Genomic DNA, 17,452 nt, shown 5'->3' on the forward strand with positions numbered 1-17,452 from the left:
AGGGCTCAGCGAAAGAAGGGCGGAGAGAAAGTGAGTAATCTATCATTATGGGAAGCGACTCAGCAAGAGAGAAGGCACTGGGGGAGACTGGAAGGGGATCGAGAATGTGAAGTAGTCATCATCGGCGGTGGATTTTCAGGTTTATCAACAGCCTATCACCTCCAAAAGAATAATTGTCAAACAATCATTCTGGAAAAAGGCAAAATCGGCAGCGGTGCCAGTGGAAAAAATGGCGGACAGATCCTAACCGGATATGTAATATCGATGAGTGAACTCACTAAAAAATACGGTCTCTCAACGGCAAAGCAAATGCTGCGTTTAACAATAGACTCGATAGACTTAATTGAGGACATTATTAGAGAGAATAATATTATGTGTGATTTTCACAGAGAAGGGCATTTGCAAGCGGCTTACAAACTGGCTCATTTGGAATCCTTAAAGCGTGAACAAGAAATATTGAGGCGCGATTTCGATCATGAAGTTAAAATTATTGAAAGACAGGATATACAGCAGGAGTTAAGCACCCCATTTTATATAGGAGGGTGCATTGATGAAAAGAGTGCTATTTTCCACCCTCTTAATTATGCATTAGCTTTGGCTAATCTAGTTGAAGAGCTAGGCGGCAGGATCTTTGAAGAAACGGAAGCTCTTAAAATAGAGAGAAACAGTGATGGAAAAGTAATCGTAACAACGAATGAAGGGAAAATTAAGGCTGAGCAGATCGTAATCGTCACGAACGCTTATTCAGGTGATCTTCATAAAACTATAGGAAGAGCCGTGATACCAATTGAAAGTATTATGATTGCGACTGAGCCACTGCCGCCTCATGTATTGAATAAATTGATTAAAAAAAATCGTGGAGTGTATGATACGAAAAACTTACTGTATTATTTTAGGAAAACCGATGATCATCGGTTGGCGTTCGGCGGATCAGGAAGAACAACGAGCAAGCGTGATGCCAAACGATTATTTTCACAGCTTCGTGAAGGGATGAATCAAGTATTTCCTGATCTGAAAACAGCTCTTATTGAATATGAATGGAGTGGAAAAGTAGGATTTACAAGAGAGAAAGTTCCCTATATAGGCCAGCTCGAAGATGGAACTCATTTTGCTTTCGGATATGCAGGTCACGGAGCGGCAATGTCAACGTTAATGGGGAAATTTATTGCGGCAAATGTTCTGCAGATCGGAAGAGGAAAAAATCCATTAGAGAAAACATCGTTAACGCCTATTCCTTTTTACCATCAACATGCTAAAGTGGTCAGTGTTATGAAGTATTACTATAAGCTGCTGGATAAATTCTTTTAAACTGTTCCATACGGAAGATGATAAGCAAAACTATCTGATAACCGCTACATTCGGTAGATCAGATAGTTTTTTTTATTGAGTAAAGACTGTGTCGAAAAAATTATCAAATCTGATAAAGACTTCTCATAAATGAGAAAAAGCAAAAAATCAGCTAAACAAATGGAACTTTTTGAATAATGTTTCTAACTCCCTCTTAAATTTCTCATAGATGAGAAATAAAATCAGCTTACAAGGCTGTCTAACAGTGATATTGCTAGTTTTGGAAGCTGGCACAGCAGTTGCATTAATAGAGGCGTAGGCATAAAAAACAAACAAGGGGATGAAAAAGATGAGGAAATCGAATGAGGAAGCACTTCAAATAGCAACAGAGATTTTGGAATTAATTGAAAGCGATTCACTTAGCGAGAAGCAGAAGGACCAAATTATTGAGGATTCCATTTATAATTTTACTCATTTTGTAAACAGGGCTATCTTGGAGCATCGGAAATCAGCTTCTACTGACTTTTCATTTGTAGAGTGGGAGGACGAGCAGGCTATTTTTCGTGATACGAAGAACAGAGAATTTATCGACTGCCTGGGCGGCTACGGTGTTTATTTATTAGGACATCGTCATCCAAAAGTAGTAAAAGCAGTAGAGGCCCAATTGAAGCGTTATGCGTTGCATAGCCAGGAACTAGTTGACCCGCTGAGAGGCTACTTATCTAAGCTTGTAGCAGCTATTACGCCGGGGGATATGCAGTATACTTATCTCACAAATTCAGGTGCTGAGGCCAATGAAATGGCGTTTAAATTGGCACGTTTGGCAACAGGCAAGACTCACTTTATTTCTACGGTGAATGGATTCCACGGAAAAACGTTTGGTGCCCTTTCCTCTTCAGGGAAAGCTGTGTTCAGAGAGCCTTATTTACCGCTTGTCCCCGGCTTCCATCATGTTCCGTTCGGTGATGCAGATGCTATGGAAAATGCTATTAAACAGCTTGAGGCGACAGGGGAAAAAGTGGCCGGTATTATGGTTGAGCCGATTCAGGGAGAAGGCGGCATTAATATTCCATCTGATGATTATTTCCCTAGATTGAGAGAGATTTGTGATGAGCATGGCTGTTTATTAATTGTAGATGAAATACAAACCGGGATGGGCAGGACAGGAACTTTGTTTGGTATTGATCATTGGAATGTGGTCCCGGATATTATGACACTTGGCAAAGCTTTTGGGGGCGGAGTGATGCCGATTACAGCAATGGTAGCTCGTCCACATCTATGGAGGAAAATGGAGGAAAACCCTTTCTTGCTCGGCTCTTCAACATTTGGCGGAAATCCTCTTTGCTGTGCAGGAGCCATTGCCGGAATTAAAACAATCCTAGAAGAGAATATCGTAGAACAAGCTCGCGAAAAAGGCGATTACATCATGGAAAGATTAGCTGAAATTCAAAAACGTTATCCAGAAGTAATGGTCGCGGTTCGCGGAAAGGGATTGTTAATTGGAATGGAGTTTGCCACAAATGAAGTTGGCTTTGAATTGGCAAAGCGATTGTTTAATGATCAAATCCTTGTAGGCGGAACATTGAATAATGCTACGGTTATCCGGATTGAGCCGCCTGCTGTTATCACGTATAAACAAATCGATACGGTTATTAATGCAATCGATAAACATGTAGCAAATCTAGCCCAACAGCCAGCTGTAACTAGTTAATCAGCAGGGCTATAAAGGCCCTGTTTAAATAAAGAAGAAGGGAATCGATAGACAATGAGTCAGGCAGAGAAATTATCACTTATTGGGACATGGACGGATACAGTAAATCTGAAAAAATTATATATAAACGGAGAGTGGACAGAACCGGCTGGCCGGGAGACTCTTTCTATTATTAATCCGGCTACAGGAGAAGAAATTGCCGAGGTGGCATCGGCTAACGCGCAGGATGCCGAAAGAGCCATTCGGGCGGCGCGTGCAGCTTTTGATACAGGACAATGGCGTTCTATGTCAGCTCATGAAAGGGCCTCGTTGCTTACGAAGCTGGCCGCAAAAATGGAGGAACATCAGGAGGAACTTGCTGCAATAGAAACGGCTAATAATGGGAAAACGCTGAGAGAAGCGCAAGGTGATATCGCTGAGGCTGTTAAAACCTTTCGTTATTATACAGGTTTGGCAACGAAGCCCACAGGAGAAACGTTTGAGACAACGGAACCTCTTGTTTCACGAGTAGTGAGAGAACCAATTGGCGTGTGCGGCCAAATCATCCCATGGAACTATCCCCTTTTGATGGCTGCCTGGAAGCTGGCACCGGCATTAGCAGCAGGCAACACATGTATTTTAAAGCCTTCCGAACTCACACCACTAACCGCTATTCGTCTTTTTGAATTGATTGACGAAGTAGGCTTTCCGAAAGGAGTCGTTAATTTAATAAATGGAACGGGCCCAAATGCCGGACAGCCGCTCGTTACTAGTTCTCTTGTAGATAAGATCGCTTTTACAGGCGGTACTGTAACTGGAAAACACATTATAAAAGAAGCTGCAGGCAATTTGAAAAAAGTATCGCTTGAATTAGGGGGGAAATCGCCAAATATTATCTTTGCTGATGCTAATTATGAAAGCGCTTTAGATTATGCGGCGTTCGCTATTTTTAATAACTCAGGGCAAGTATGTTCGGCAGGATCCCGTCTATTAGTTGAAAGGGAAATTTATGATCGTTTCACTAAAGATTTAGCTGAGGCGACTAAGAAAATTCGTGTGGGCCACGGCGCTGACCCTTCTTCGCACATGGGGCCGGTTATTAGCAAACAGCATATGGAAAAGATAGAAAAGTATATTGCAATAGGCAAGCAAGAGGGAGCACAGCTCATGTGTGGAGGCCGCCGTTTGCTCGATGAGGACTGTAGGCAGGGGTACTTTATTGAACCGACGATCTTTATCGATGTGGATCCAAGTGCCGCCATTGCCCGAGAAGAAATTTTTGGACCTGTTCTCTGTGTCATTCCATTTGATACAGAAGAGGAAGCGCTGAACATTGCTAATGACTCTCCTTACGGGTTAGCAGCAGGGATTTTTACATCTGACACAGCAAAGGCAGAACGAATGGCTAAATATATCCGGGCAGGAGTTGTTTGGATAAATACGTATGAGCAGAACTTAGTAGAAGGTCCGTGGGGAGGATACAAAGAGAGCGGCATTGGAAGAGAGCTTGGAACGTATGGATTTGATGAATATACAGAAGTGAAGCAAATCATTAATACGTTAAAGGTAGAACCTACAGGCTGGTTTGCCGATTAATAAGCGGCTAAAAATGCTATAAGGCATACGAATGGGAGGGGATCGCTTGAGTGTGCCAATGGTTGAACTAAAAAATGTAGCTAAAAGGTTTAAAGATTTCGTGGCTGCAGAAAACATTAATATCTCAGTAGAATCCGGAGAATTTCTTACGTTGCTCGGTCCTTCAGGATGTGGAAAAACAACGACACTAAGAATGATTGCAGGCTTTGAGCAGCCGACGGAAGGCGAAGTATGGGTCAATGGCCAGATGGTCAATCATGTAGAACCCTATAAACGTGATGTGAATACCGTTTTTCAAAGTTATGCTCTATTCCCTCACATGAGTGTCTTTAACAATATTGCGTATGGGTTACGAATGAAAAAAGTACCTTGGTCTCAGTACATTCCGGATCAAGTCATCAAAAAATTTGAAAAAGAGACAGGAATAAAAGTGAACTATGATACGTACGCATCTAATGAGGAGATGTAGGCAAAATTAAGCGCCGGCCAATCAGGTTATGACGTTGTGTTCCCTACTTTATATTACCTAGAAATTATGGAGAAGCAGGGAATGCTGGAAAAGATCAATAAAGACAATCTTCCTCACTTGAAGAACATTGATCCGGATTTTATGGGATTGTACGTCGATCCGAGCAATGATTACTCTATTCCCTTTATGTGGGGGACAGGCATTATCGCGGTCAACGAAAAACTCGTGAATAAGGAAGTGACAGGGTACAAGGATTTATTTGATCCTCAGTTTAAAAACAGTATTGTAGCATCTGATGATATGCGTTTCGTTTTAGGTGCCATGCTTGCTATGGAAGGGTATGATCCAAACACAAAAGATGAAAAGCAAATCGAGGAAGCAGGCAAAAAAATGAAAGAGCTGCTGCCTAACATCAAACTGTTCGATAACGAAAGTCCGAAAACCGTTTTGGCAAATAATGAGGTGAAAGCAGGGGTTTTATATGGGGGTGAGGCCATCCTTGCCCAACAGGAAAATCCAGCTATTAAGCTCATCCTGCCGAAAGAATACTTGCTCTTATGGCAGGAGAATGCAGTGATTCCCAAAGGAGCGCCTCATAAAGAAAACGCCGAAAGGTTTATCGATTTTTTACTGCGCCCTGAAATCAGCAAGGAAATTACGATGAGTTACCCATATGGAAATCCAAATAAAGAAGCTCTAAAACAATTGCCTGACGATCTTCGAAGGGCCATTGATTTACCTGCCGATGAACTGAAAAGGGGCATCTATGCAAGAGATGTAGGCGAAGCAACAGCCGTGTACGATCGCGTATGGGCAGAGGTCAAACAATAAATTAGCCTAATATTTCGGAATGAGAAGGAAAGGGCGGTTTTTATGCCGGTAAAAAAACCATCAAACTTTGATAAAAAAATCATTGTCCGCAATATTCGAACAGAGGATTTTAACGAGATCATCGAGTTGTCCAAAATTGCTTTCCCACAAATGGAACCATGGGAGGTTCAACACTTGGAAAGCCATTTAAAGATCTTTCCAGAGGGACAATTTTGTGTAGAATATGGCGGAAGAATTATTGGTTCATGTTCAAGTTTGATTGTTGATTTCGAAGAGTATGACGATGACCATAGCTTTGATGAGATCACAGACAATGGATTCATAAGAAACCATGATCCAAAGGGATTGAACCTTTATGGGATTGATGTGGCTGTTCATCCGAACTTTCGGGGCATGAAAATAGGCCAGCGGCTGTATGAGGCGAGAAAGCAGCTTTGCAGGGAAAGAAATTTAAAGAGCATCATCATAGGCGGCAGAATCCCTAACTATAGCAAACATGCTGATAGATTATCAGCAAGGGAGTATGTGGACGAAGTGATGAAGCAGAATCTTTATGATCCGGTTCTGACGTTTCAAATGATGAATGGATTCGTGTTAAAGCGCGTAAACTCGGATTATTTATCGGATGATCAAGCGTCTCTTAAACATGCGACATTGATGGAATGGTATAACGTCGATTATTTGCCAAAAGCCCAGCACCAATACCAAAGGGCCTTTCCGGTGAGAATTTCAGTTGTGCAATATATGATGAAGCAAATCCACTCCTTTGCCGATTTTGCTAACCAATGTGAATACTTTATCGATGCAAGTGCCAACTTCAGGTCTGACTTTGTTGTATTTCCAGAAACCTTTACGATGCAGCTCTTATCGTTTTTAGGGGAGGATGTTCCTAGTTTGCAAGTGAAAAAGCTGACTAGCTTTACAGAGCAATATGTACAGACATTCACAGATTTAGCAATCAAGTACAATGTTAATATTATTGGAGGCTCTCATTTTGTAGAGGAAAACCATTCTATTTACAATATTGCTTATCTCTTTAGGAGAGATGGAACGGTTGATAGGCAGCGCCAAATTCATATTCCAGCAGATGATCGGAAATGGTGGGGGATACAGCCGGGAAACAATATCCATGTATTCGATACAGATTGTGGAAAAATCGCTATGCTGATTAGTTACGATATTCTGTTTCCGGAACTTGCGCGCATCGCTGCTGACAAGGGAGCTCAAATTATTTTTACTCCGTTTTCCACAGAAGATCAGCAAGGTTACTTAAGAATCAGGTATTGCTCACAGGCACGGGCGATCGAAAACCAGGTGTATACTGTGATTGCTGGAACGGCTGGAAACTTAACACATGTTCCGCATATGGATGTTCAGTATGCGCAGTCCGGTATTTTTTCTCCATGCGATTTTACGTTCCCCGGAAACGGGATTGTTGGCGAGTGCAATCCGAATATTGAAACGATTATCGTCGGAGAAGTGGATTTAGAAACCTTAAGAAGAAGCCGAAATATCGGTACCGTTACACCACTGAAAGATAGAAGAATGGAACTGTATGATACAGAAATTAAAAAATTAGACTTGCTTGGAGCAGGGCAAGTGTAGTCTTCTATTAAATTATATTGTAAGCTTGCCGAGAAAAGCAGTTGCATAGAGGGAACCCTTTATTCGGATGGGCAAAGAACAATTCTGGCCTTTCTTAAGTAAAGGGTTTTTTGTTTACATACGATTCTTACATACAATATTTGGATATTAAGAGGATTTTTAAGCTGGAAATAGAAGTAAGTCATTATATAAATTTGAAAAGATAGGAGTGAGGGTGTGACATTTTTAAAGGGGATACAAGAATTGGTACAGCAGATAGCAGATGCTATATCGGCAGCCTTGAAGGTTGAAACAGAGATAATAGACGAGACGATGACCGTCATGGCAGGCACGGGAGAATGCAGGAAGAGAATTAATACGATAGAAGAGGGCGGGAAAAAAGAAGCTGGCTATGTATATGGCAGGGTGCTGATCACGAAGCAGGCCTTTGTAGTGGAAGATGCGCGTAATGATCCAATGTACGACCCGCTCGTTAATACAGGTGAACTAGAAGAAGTGGCGGAAATTTGCTGTCCTATCATATATAAGGAAAAAGCCATTGGAGTCATTGGCCTTTTAGCGTTCAATCAAGAACAGCACAATCTGCTCATTAAAAACAAAAAGCAAATGTTAAATTTCTTGTGGCGCATGTCAGAATTGATAACTGGAAAAGTTGCTGAAATGGAGACGACAAATCAATTACTTTTAACTAAAAATAAATTAAATACCATTTTGGAATCCATTCAAGATGGAATTATTGCCATTGATAAACAAGGGATGATTACACATTGTAACTATACAATTGAAATGCTGCTGGATATGCGTAAGGAGCAGCTTATTGGAAAACCGCTGGAGCAAATTTTACCCGCATCTCCTATGCTGTCTGTTTTCAAAACAGGTAAAGGGTACTCCGAAAAAGAAGAAATCTACGAAATGCCCAAACAACACTTCCACTTTATCGTAACAGCCACCCCTATTTTTAATCAAAGCCAAGTCTATGGAGTTGTCGCTTCCATTCGTAAAATGTCAGACGTAAGAAAACTTGCCTACTCTTTAACAACCGGTGAATTGGATTTATCTTTCACTGAAGTAAAGGGAAAAAGCAATATTATAAAAAGCTTAAAACAACAAGCTATGAAAGTAAGTAACAGCCATTCAAATATCTTGATCACCGGCGAAAGCGGGACGGGAAAAGGGGTATTTGCGATGGCCATTCACAACGCTAGCAATCGAGCCTCTGGTCCTTTTATTTCTGTTAACTGTGGATCTATTCCGGAAACCTTGCTTGAAAGTGAACTGTTCGGCTATGCAAAGGGAGCATTTACAGGCGCCAATAAGGAAGGGAAAATAGGGAAATTTGAAATGGCAGATGGCGGAACAATCTTTTTAGATGAAATCGGGGACCTTCCTTTGCACTTGCAGGTGAAGCTCTTGCATGTGTTACAGCATAAAAAAGTAGAGCGGGTAGGTGGGAGCAGTTTGATCCCGATCGATATTAAAGTGATCGCCGCGACGAACCAAAACTTGGAGAAAATGGTCCAAGAAGGAGAGTTCCGCGCCGATTTATATTTCCGACTAAACGTCATTCCCCTCTATTTACCGCCGCTAAGAGAGAGACAAGTCGACATTCCTATTTTAATGAACCATTTCTTATCTAAGCACACAGCCTCTTTAAATAAAGAAATTCACGGATTTGACTCAAAAGTCGTTGAGCTGTTTCAAAATTACCGCTGGCCTGGAAATGTACGTGAATTAGAAAATGCAGTGGAGTATGCGGTGAACATGGAACAAACGAATCGAATTACTATGCCGAGTCTGCCGGTGCGCATGCTGGAGCAAAAAGATCATTTTTCAGATTCCTCTTCTTTAAAAGCGATGCTTAGCCTTCATGAAAAGACTATTTTACAAAAGATGCTAAATAAATACGGTTACTCAGTCAAAGCCAAAAAGCAAATCGCCGCTCAGTTAAACATTAGCCTTGCTACTTTATATAGAAAGCTTGAAGAGCATAACTTGCAAAATGATCCTGCGGCTGTCAGCTATCATTATTTAATGAATAATTGAGACAACTGCTCGTGGTAGCTTTAGAGATCGCCAATATATGTGCGATCTTTTTTATTTATGGGCAGCCATATAGACTCCCTGCATAAGGAAAACAAATGTATATTTTTTACTGAGCAGATCACGCTATATAAAAGTACAGGAAAATACATAACAGCGAAGAAACCTACGGACAGGAGAGAGTGACATGCCACTAAATGTTACCCAAAAGCTAATCAAGGCACATCTTGTTTCGGGCGAGATGATTCCAGGTACAGAAATCGGGTTGAAGATCGATCAAACGCTTACCCAGGATGCGACGGGGACGATGGTTATGCTGGAATTAGAAGCAATGGGATTAGAGCGGGCAAAAACAGAAGCCTCGGCTCAATATGTAGATCATAATTTAATTCAAGTGGACAGTAAAAATCCAGATGACCATTTGTTCTTGCAAAGTGCAACAAGGCGTTTCGGATTATATTACAGCCGTCCGGGAAATGGGGTCAGCCATCCTGTTCATATGCAGAGGCTTGCGAAACCAGGGAAAACACTGCTGGGATCAGATAGCCACACGTGTGCAAACGGCTGCATGGGTATGCTGGCGATGGGAGCTGGAGGGCTTGACGTTGCTTTAGCGATAGCAGGAGAGCCATTCTACGTTAAAATGCCTCAGGTGTGGGGGATTAAGTTAACTGGGAAGCTGAGCGATTGGGTCAGTGCAAAAGATGTTATTTTAGAGCTGTTGCGCAGATACGATGTAAAAGGCGGCGTTGGCAAGGTCATTGAATATTATGGGCCGGGTGTTAATACGCTCAGTGCGATGGATCGCCACGTTATTGCTAATATGGGGGCAGAGCTAGGCGCTACCGCAACCGTTTTTCCATCTGATCATGAAATACAGCTTTTCTTAACAGAACAGGGCCGTGAAGAGGATTGGGTGGAGTTGGTTGCCGATAAAGGAGCTGCTTATGATCTTAACGAAGAAATCGATCTGTCTCAAGTGGAACCGCTCATTGCTAAGCCATCTAGTCCGGGCAATGTTGTAGCTGTAACGGAGGTGGCCGGCACACCTATTTACCAATCTTATATTGGCTCATCGGCAAATCCAGGATTCCGTGATTTTGCGATTGCCGCCGAAATTGTGAAAGGAAGAGAGGTAGCCCAGGGTATTTCTTTCGATATTAACCCGACTTCCAGACAGATGTTGACGGATTTAGTGAAGGAGAGTCATATTGCGAGTCTTTTGCAAGCGGGTGCAAGGCTGCATCAGGCTGGCTGTAATGGCTGTATCGGGATGGGACAGGCACCGGCAACAGGACGTAACAGTTTGCGGACGACTCCCCGTAATTTTCCGGGACGCTCCGGAACGAGAGAAGACAGCGTCTATTTATGCAGTCCGGAAACAGCGGCCGCTTCTGCATTAACAGGAGAAATCACTGACCCGAGAACACTTGATTTTCCATATCCGCAAATTAAAGAACCAAAAGAGCCGACAGTTGATACGAATTTGCTTGAGGCCCCGCTGCCGTACGAGGAAGCACGGAAAGTTGAATTGCATAAGGGACCCAATATTGCCTCTATCCCAGAAATGGATGAGATGCCGGATCAGCTAGAAATCCCGATTTTATTAAAGATGGGGGATAATATTTCTACAGACGAGATCTTAGCTGGAGGAGCACGTGTTCTTCCTTATCGAAGCAATCTTCCGGAGATTAGCAAGTTTTCCTTTGAAATTATTGATAAAACCTACTATACACGCGGGAAGGAAAGCATTGCTGGCGGCGGGCATGCGATTGTAGGTGGAATGAATTATGGTCAAGGGTCGAGCCGTGAGCATGCGGCTCTTGCGCCGCGCTATCTAGGTCTGAGGGTAGCTCTAGTGAAAGACTTTGCCCGGATTCACTGGCAAAATCTTGTGAACTTTGGCATTTTACCACTCACCTTCGTTCATGAAGAGGATTATGATAATTTGAACCAAGGAGATGTTTTGCAGCTTTCAGACTTGAGAAGCAAAATTCAGCAAGGGACCGAATTTACTATCAATGTAAAAGGAAGCACTCAATTGATCCATGTTAAACATGCGCTATCCAAACGACAGGTTGACGTTATGCTAAAAGGCGGAATGATTAACTGGGTGAAGGAACGGCAACGGAAAAATGCATAAAGTAAACAACTGTATGGAGGGATAAAAATGGTGGACAGAGAAAATACATGCCGGGCATGTGAAGGAACCGGGATGCTCTCTGATGACGAGGGCTGGCAGTATAATTGCAGTGTTTGCAGAGGAACGGGACATATCAGTGCAGAAAATCAATTTGATTCCGCCAGAATTATGTCCGTAGACGAAAATAATCGCTTGTTAGATTAAAGAAAAATAAAGCTGGACCGAAAAGTGTTTTTCGGTCTCAGGCTGTTGATAAACGCTCACCTGCCTGCGGTAATCAAGCTCCGTACCTCGAAAGGCACTCGTTTTTCATTAGCCTGACTGTATATAAAGAAGGCTTTGTCTACAATTTTAAAGCTGTCTCTTTGTGAGACAGCTTTTTAGTTATGGCACTTTAGATGATTCGAATTTTTTTCCGTAGTGTGCTAAAGCGAGCAGAGGAAAGATATATTGGTAACTGTGATAGTGAATGTAAAAGCGGCCGCCCATCGCTTGCCCGGCAGGATAATCTATAGTCCAGTCTTTTTTAGCGTAGGAAGCGAGTAAATAAGCGATTCCGGTTTGAATTTCTTTTGTTGGTTTTTCGGCTGCTGAAATAAGCGCGTCTAGAGCCCACGCTGTATGGGTTAAGGTACTGGCCCCGAGAGGGATATAGGTGTTTCTTGTATCACTTTTACAGGATTCTCCCCATCCGCCGTCTGGATTTTGGATGCGGTATAGCCACTTCACTGATTTTTGAATCGCCGGGTTTTGCGGTTTCATCCCAGCTGCCATCATTCCTGTTACAGCTGCCCACGTTCCGTATATATAACAAATTCCCCATCTGCCGTACCAGGAGCCGTCTTTTTCCTGATGATGTAGAAGCCAGTCTATTCCTCGTTCGATCATCCGGTGATTTTTTCGTAAATTTGTATAGTTTCCAAGGAATTCAAGCGTTCTGCCTGTCAGGTCGGCACTGCTCGGATCCGTTAATAAAAATCGTCCGCCCTCGATTGGCAATAAATTTAATAACTTTTTGTCTGTATTTTTTTCAAAAGCCGGCCATCCGCCATCCCGATTTTGCATGGATGTGGTCCACTGAACGCCTTTTTTCCACGTCTGGTAGATCGCAGGGTCAAGTGTAACAAGATATGAAAGAGCTCTTAAAGAGGCTGTTGTATCATCAACATCAGGGTTCATTGTATTGATATCTGAGAATCCCCATCCGCCAGGAAGAGCCTGAGGGTTATGGAAAACCCAGTCACCGTATTTGTACTGCTGCCGTTTGGCTAAATAATGGCCTGCTTTCTTTATGGATGGATCCGCGGAAGAAACTCCTGCTTCCTGCAGAGCGTAGCTAATTAAAGCTGTGTTCCAGACGGTCGCCGTTGTAAATTGCATATGGGGATGGCCCTCAATTAGGCACTTCATCGCTTTTAAACCGGTAATGGCTTTTAAAATAACGGGATCGCTTTTGGAATAGCCAAGTGAAAGCAAGGCAAAGATCATAAAAAACGTAGAACTGAAATAGCTGTAAAGAGTTCCGTCTGGTTCGATGTGATCCAGCATATATTGCTTTGCCCGTTGAACAGCTAATGAATGAATAGCATGAGGGAGACCGATCAAGCGTGTAATCTCCTCTTTAACCATAGAACAAAGCTTTTGTGTTTCACGGCTTTCCGGCCACCGAAAACCGTTATCAGATCTGGAAGTGAATAAGTCGAAAAGATCAGGGCTTCTCTTTGTCTTCTTTCTGTATTTCTTATTAGATAAGATCATAATAGGAACGAGGTTGGCTCTGCCAAAAACAGAAATATCATAAAAGTTAATCGGAAAGGATAATGGTAAGAGAATGATTTCAATTGGAATTGGAAAGAAAGGAGGCCACCGATATTGTCCAGTTAAAGCGAGTATGATTTTTGTCAGCAAATGTGATTGTTCGATTCCTCCTTTTGCGAGAATAAACCTTTTGGCTGCCTGCAGGCGGGGATCTCCTTTTGTGTAATAACCGGAGTAAAGCAGAGAGTAATAGGCTTCAACAGTGGCCGTTACATTTCCGTCATCCTCATCATGAAAAAGCTTCCAGGCTCCGTTTTTTTCTTGTCTGCTCATAATTCTTTTAGCTAATCCACGAATTAAGTCTTCATCATTTATTTCTAGTGTTCTTAATAAAATAATCATATAAGCATCGGAAGAAATCCCTGTTTCGAATGGATAATCCCATGAGCCATTTGCTGTTTGGGCTTGTTTCAGCTGGTTCACAATTTGGCGGGTTAACTCCTTTACCTTAGGCTTCATTGATACACCATCCTTTCACCGTAAGATCATTTCTTCTATACATATTCCTTTAGGAAAAAAGAATGCTTGGAGCTGAATCGCAGTGGGGGTGAACGGTTATTTTTTTCTGGAAAAGCCAAGGAAGAAACAGTCGCTGTCAAGCCATCTTTATGGGATTCAGGAGGGAGTAAAGAAAAGGCTTCAGGCTGTTCCAATGCCGGGAGAAATGAGTTTGCCAAAGAAAGATCAGGATTTGTTACAGAAAAGCCGTTTAGAGACGGCCCGGTTGAATGTCAATAACGTGGTGAGAACAAAAACTTATTTAGACTTTTATCGTCTTTACCCAGAGATTCGCTGGGCGTTCCTCGCGCATATGGTTTCGAGAAACGGCAGGTGTTTTTTCTTTTTTAGAACGGAGCAACTGGCTTATTTTTCAAGATGCCTATCCGCAATTTTTAGCGTTTATGGAGAGTAAAAGACAAAGTCAAAACATGTTCTACCTATTGCCTTTTTAAACGTATCGGTATTTATGGAGGCAGTTTGAAACCACTATTGGGAAAAAGGGTGATCCGCGATGCTAGATTTAAAGAAAGAGTATTTCAGACATTGGAGTTCACGTTACAGGATCTTCTTTTTCCTTCCTATTCAGATAAACAAAAAGAGAGAAAGCTGCATTTGTTGGTTTGACGCTTCACCATTTTACTTCGTTGCATGAGCACATTACGTTAGGAAAATGTTTATACCGTTTGCTTTTCGGGAATAAAGAACGGCTGTAAAAAAATTTGTTGGGCAGTCTGCTATTGTCATGCAGGCACGCGCAAAGATTATTGGCCGCATATTTTTAATGATGTCAGTGAGGGAGTACCTGGAATAGGCTTTATAAAGAGGCTGAAAGACTGCGAGATAAAAAAGAAGCAACTAAACTGTATAGTCCCAAGCTTGAATTTGCATGGGGAAATGTCAAACATTCTCCAGGAGAACTAGGGGACTGGTTCGGTGATTGCCGGATCATTCAATATCTGCAAAAAGAAAACGAACCAATAGATGGGAAAATTGCTGCTGAATATTGCCGAACGCTTGAAAAGCTTGAGCTTGCTGCAATTGCTAAAAAAGTCATTTTTAGCTGATGCGGTCTATACTTCTCGTTCAGACTTTACTTTATCAGAAAGAACTTGTACAAACTTACTTTTTGCTGCTTTTCTTCTTAGTGTTTTTTAGGGGGAGCCGCCACGTTGACTTCGGAAGGGGAGGGGGACAGTTCATTTTCATACATAATTAGGAAGGCTTTTTTCATTCGTCAATATATAGTAATCATTTATCGAAAGAAGTCTAATCTTTCGACTATTTGTCTATAAAAAAATAGCACGAGAGACCACTATTCACATACGTCCTAGTTGACTTTTTTGCTCGCGGTCCCTATTATTTATTATGTTATTTTTTTTTATTTCGTGAGTCAAAGTTTTTAGTTAAGACGCTCTATGAATAGCATATAATGATATTCAGATGGAACAGGGGTGAAAATAAAATGAAGAAAACAATAAATAAGAATTCGTTTTCTCTTAGCAAACCGATGGTGTTCTTTTCGTTAGCTGTCATTCTCCTTTGGTTGAAAACATATGCAGCTTATCAAATTGAATTTGATCTTGGTATTGACAACATAATGCAGAAATTCTTGTTGTTTATTAATCCGATAAGCTCTGCTGTACTTTTCCTAGCATTCGCTCTATTTGCTAAAGGAAGAAAATCATTTATTTTGATGATTGTTATTGATTTTTTACTATCTTTCTTGCTATATGCCAATATCGTATACTACCGATTTTTCACAGATTTTATTACGCTGCCAACCCTTACACAAACCGATAATGCAGGTGATTTAGGGAAAAGTATAGGTGCTTTATTGCAGCCTTATGACTTTATCTATTTCCTAGATACAGTTATTTTAATCGTGCTTCTATTGTCTAAGTATGTGAAGCCGGAACCGGTGAAGATGACAAGCCGTCAAGTAGGGGCTGTTTTTTTAACAGCTGTCATTCTTTTCACAGTCAACCTAGGACTGGCAGAAACAGACCGCCCACAATTATTAACGAGAACATTCGACCGGAATTATCTCGTGAAATATTTAGGTATGTACAACTATACGGTTTATGATGCTGTTCAAAGTTCGAAAGCTTCAACACAGAGAGCGATGGCTGACAGCAGTGATACGACAGAGGTTGTGAACTTTACGAAGTCTCTCTATGCCGAGCCAAATCCGCAATATTTCGGTAAAGCGAAAGGGAAGAATGTTATTTACATTCACTTAGAGTCACTGCAGAATTTTATCATTGATTATAAGCTAGATGGAAAAGAAGTAACGCCATATTTAAATTCATTGGCACACGACCAAAATACGTTCTACTTTGATAACTTCTTCCATCAAACAGGACAAGGAAAGACGTCCGATGCTGAGTTTATGTTAGAGAACTCGTTGTTTGGATTACCGCAAGGATCCGCTTTTTCTATGAAAGGGCATAACACGTACCAGGCGGCACCAGCTATTTTGGGACAACAAGGCTATACGTCTGCCGTATTCCACGGTAACAAAAAGTCTTTCTGGAATCGTGATGAAATTTACAAGGCACTAGGCTTTGACCAATTTTTCGATTCTAGCTACTACGATATGAATGAAGAAGATGTATTGAATTATGGATTAAAGGACAAGCCGTTCTTCAAAGAATCTATTCCATTGTTAGAAACAGTTAAGCAGCCGTTTTATGCAAAGTTTATTACATTATCGAACCATTTTCCGTTCCCAATGAATCAAGAGGAAGCAACGATCGAACCTCATCATACGGGAGACAGCTCTGTTGATGGCTATTTCCAAACAGCTAGATACTTGGACGAATCAGTAAAAGGATTCATGGATTATTTGAAGAAATCAGGCCTATATGATAATTCTGTTATTATTATGTACGGCGATCATTACGGTATTTCTGATAACCATAACAAAGCGATGTCCATTGTAATGAACAAAGAAGTCGGCAAGTTTGAGAATGCCCAGCTGCAACGGGTGCCATTGTTTATTCATGTACCTGGCGTTAAAGGCGGAGTGCAGCATCAATACGGCGGTCAGGTTGATTTATTGCCAACTGTTCTTCATTTGTTAGGCATTGATACAAAACAATACGTCCAAATGGGAACAGACCTATTATCACCGCGCCATAATGCAGTGGTTCCGTTCCGTAACGGAGACTTTATTAGCAAAGACGTAACAGCTATTAATGATAAGTATTACAACACCACAACTGGAGAGGAAGTAGAAGCGACAGACGAGATTAAGCGTGAGGCGGAACTCGTTGAGAAGAAGCTTCAGCTTTCCGATAAGGTGTTAAACGAAGATTTACTACGCTTTTATACGCCGAAAGGCTTTAAGCCAGTAAATCCTTCTGATTATGATTATAATCATCGTCCAGGTGAAGAGGATGAGGCAGTAACAACTAAATAATGTTTCTTCGAGAATGATGTGCAACTGGCCTGAAAGTAAACCAGATATCTT

The 17,452-nt window shown here is 41.6% G+C and carries 11 protein-coding genes and 2 pseudogenes; 12 read left to right on the forward strand and 1 reads right to left on the reverse strand.

The features are described 5' to 3' along the window. Window positions 1-30 precede the first annotated feature (30 nt). The 9 genes and pseudogenes from AC623_RS01785 to AC623_RS21330 all read left to right on the forward strand — a co-directional run bounded on the left by AC623_RS01785 (window position 31) and on the right by AC623_RS21330 (window position 11,865). Window positions 31-1,308 (forward strand): NAD(P)/FAD-dependent oxidoreductase, encoded by a 1,278-nt coding sequence (locus AC623_RS01785; protein ID WP_049659945.1) that lies wholly within the window; start codon window positions 31-33, stop codon window positions 1,306-1,308. Window positions 1,309-1,636: 328 nt separating this feature from the next. Beyond that, the gene (locus AC623_RS01790) at window positions 1,637-2,998 is read left to right on the forward strand and encodes a putrescine aminotransferase (protein WP_049659947.1); all 1,362 of its coding nucleotides are present in this window, start codon (window positions 1,637-1,639) and stop codon (window positions 2,996-2,998) included. Window positions 2,999-3,052: 54 nt separating this feature from the next. Then, window positions 3,053-4,573 carry an aldehyde dehydrogenase family protein gene (locus tag AC623_RS01795; RefSeq protein ID WP_049659949.1) on the forward strand — a complete coding sequence of 507 codons (1,521 nt, stop codon included), beginning with the start codon at window positions 3,053-3,055 and terminating at the stop codon, window positions 4,571-4,573. A gap of 52 nt (window positions 4,574-4,625) precedes the next feature. Next, window positions 4,626-5,042: an ABC transporter ATP-binding protein gene (locus AC623_RS20735; protein ID WP_231603572.1), complete on the forward strand. Its 417-nt coding sequence runs from the start codon at window positions 4,626-4,628 to the stop codon at window positions 5,040-5,042. A gap of 18 nt (window positions 5,043-5,060) precedes the next feature. Next, a pseudogene (locus AC623_RS01800) lies at window positions 5,061-5,873 on the forward strand (ABC transporter substrate-binding protein); the annotation flags it as partial. A gap of 42 nt (window positions 5,874-5,915) precedes the next feature. After that, a complete protein-coding gene (locus AC623_RS01805; RefSeq protein ID WP_049659951.1) occupies window positions 5,916-7,478 on the forward strand; it encodes a bifunctional GNAT family N-acetyltransferase/carbon-nitrogen hydrolase family protein in 1,563 nt (520 codons plus the stop codon). 216 nt (window positions 7,479-7,694) lie between these two features. After that, the gene (locus tag AC623_RS01810) at window positions 7,695-9,521 is read left to right on the forward strand and encodes a sigma-54-dependent Fis family transcriptional regulator (RefSeq protein ID WP_049659953.1); all 1,827 of its coding nucleotides are present in this window, start codon (window positions 7,695-7,697) and stop codon (window positions 9,519-9,521) included. 184 nt (window positions 9,522-9,705) lie between these two features. Further along, window positions 9,706-11,661 (forward strand): aconitate hydratase, encoded by a 1,956-nt coding sequence (locus AC623_RS01815; protein WP_049659956.1) that lies wholly within the window; start codon window positions 9,706-9,708, stop codon window positions 11,659-11,661. A 27-nt stretch (window positions 11,662-11,688) separates the two neighbouring features. Beyond that, window positions 11,689-11,865 (forward strand): hypothetical protein, encoded by a 177-nt coding sequence (locus tag AC623_RS21330; RefSeq protein WP_156186981.1) that lies wholly within the window; start codon window positions 11,689-11,691, stop codon window positions 11,863-11,865. A 180-nt stretch (window positions 11,866-12,045) separates the two neighbouring features. Here AC623_RS21330 and shc read toward each other — a convergent pair whose 3' ends face one another. Continuing rightward, entirely contained in the window at window positions 12,046-13,938 is a 1,893-nt protein-coding gene (gene shc / locus AC623_RS01820; protein ID WP_049659959.1) for a squalene--hopene cyclase, read from the reverse strand. 66 nt (window positions 13,939-14,004) lie between these two features. Between shc and AC623_RS21670 the strand changes: the two genes are divergently transcribed. From AC623_RS21670 to AC623_RS01830, 3 genes and pseudogenes are all read left to right on the forward strand, one after another. Continuing rightward, window positions 14,005-14,217, forward strand: a complete 213-nt coding sequence (locus AC623_RS21670) for a hypothetical protein (RefSeq protein WP_049659961.1) — start codon at window positions 14,005-14,007, stop codon at window positions 14,215-14,217. After that, window positions 14,144-14,432: pseudogene (locus tag AC623_RS21855) on the forward strand (DUF2515 family protein). Before AC623_RS21670 ends, AC623_RS21855 begins: the two are co-directional and overlap by 74 nt. Window positions 14,433-15,442: 1,010 nt before the next feature. Continuing rightward, a complete protein-coding gene (locus tag AC623_RS01830; RefSeq protein WP_049659963.1) occupies window positions 15,443-17,401 on the forward strand; it encodes an LTA synthase family protein in 1,959 nt (652 codons plus the stop codon). Window positions 17,402-17,452: the final 51 nt, after the last annotated feature.

Source organism: Bacillus sp. FJAT-27231 (assembly GCF_001183975.1).
Lineage (GTDB): Bacteria > Bacillota > Bacilli > Bacillales > Domibacillaceae > Pseudobacillus > Pseudobacillus wudalianchiensis.

Excerpts from the sequence above, each read along its gene's own strand:
- AC623_RS01830 (WP_049659963.1), top strand. The coding sequence starts at position 15,443 with ATGAAGAAAACAATAAATAAGAATTCGTTTTCTCTTAGCAAACCGATG.
- AC623_RS01815 (WP_049659956.1), top strand. The coding sequence starts at position 9,706 with ATGCCACTAAATGTTACCCAAAAGCTAATCAAGGCACATCTTGTTTCG.
- AC623_RS01795 (WP_049659949.1), top strand. The coding sequence starts at position 3,053 with ATGAGTCAGGCAGAGAAATTATCACTTATTGGGACATGGACGGATACA.
- AC623_RS21330 (WP_156186981.1), top strand. The coding sequence starts at position 11,689 with ATGGTGGACAGAGAAAATACATGCCGGGCATGTGAAGGAACCGGGATG.
- AC623_RS01805 (WP_049659951.1), top strand. The coding sequence starts at position 5,916 with ATGCCGGTAAAAAAACCATCAAACTTTGATAAAAAAATCATTGTCCGC.
- shc (WP_049659959.1), bottom strand. The coding sequence starts at position 13,938 with ATGAAGCCTAAGGTAAAGGAGTTAACCCGCCAAATTGTGAACCAGCTG.
- AC623_RS01790 (WP_049659947.1), top strand. The coding sequence starts at position 1,637 with ATGAGGAAATCGAATGAGGAAGCACTTCAAATAGCAACAGAGATTTTG.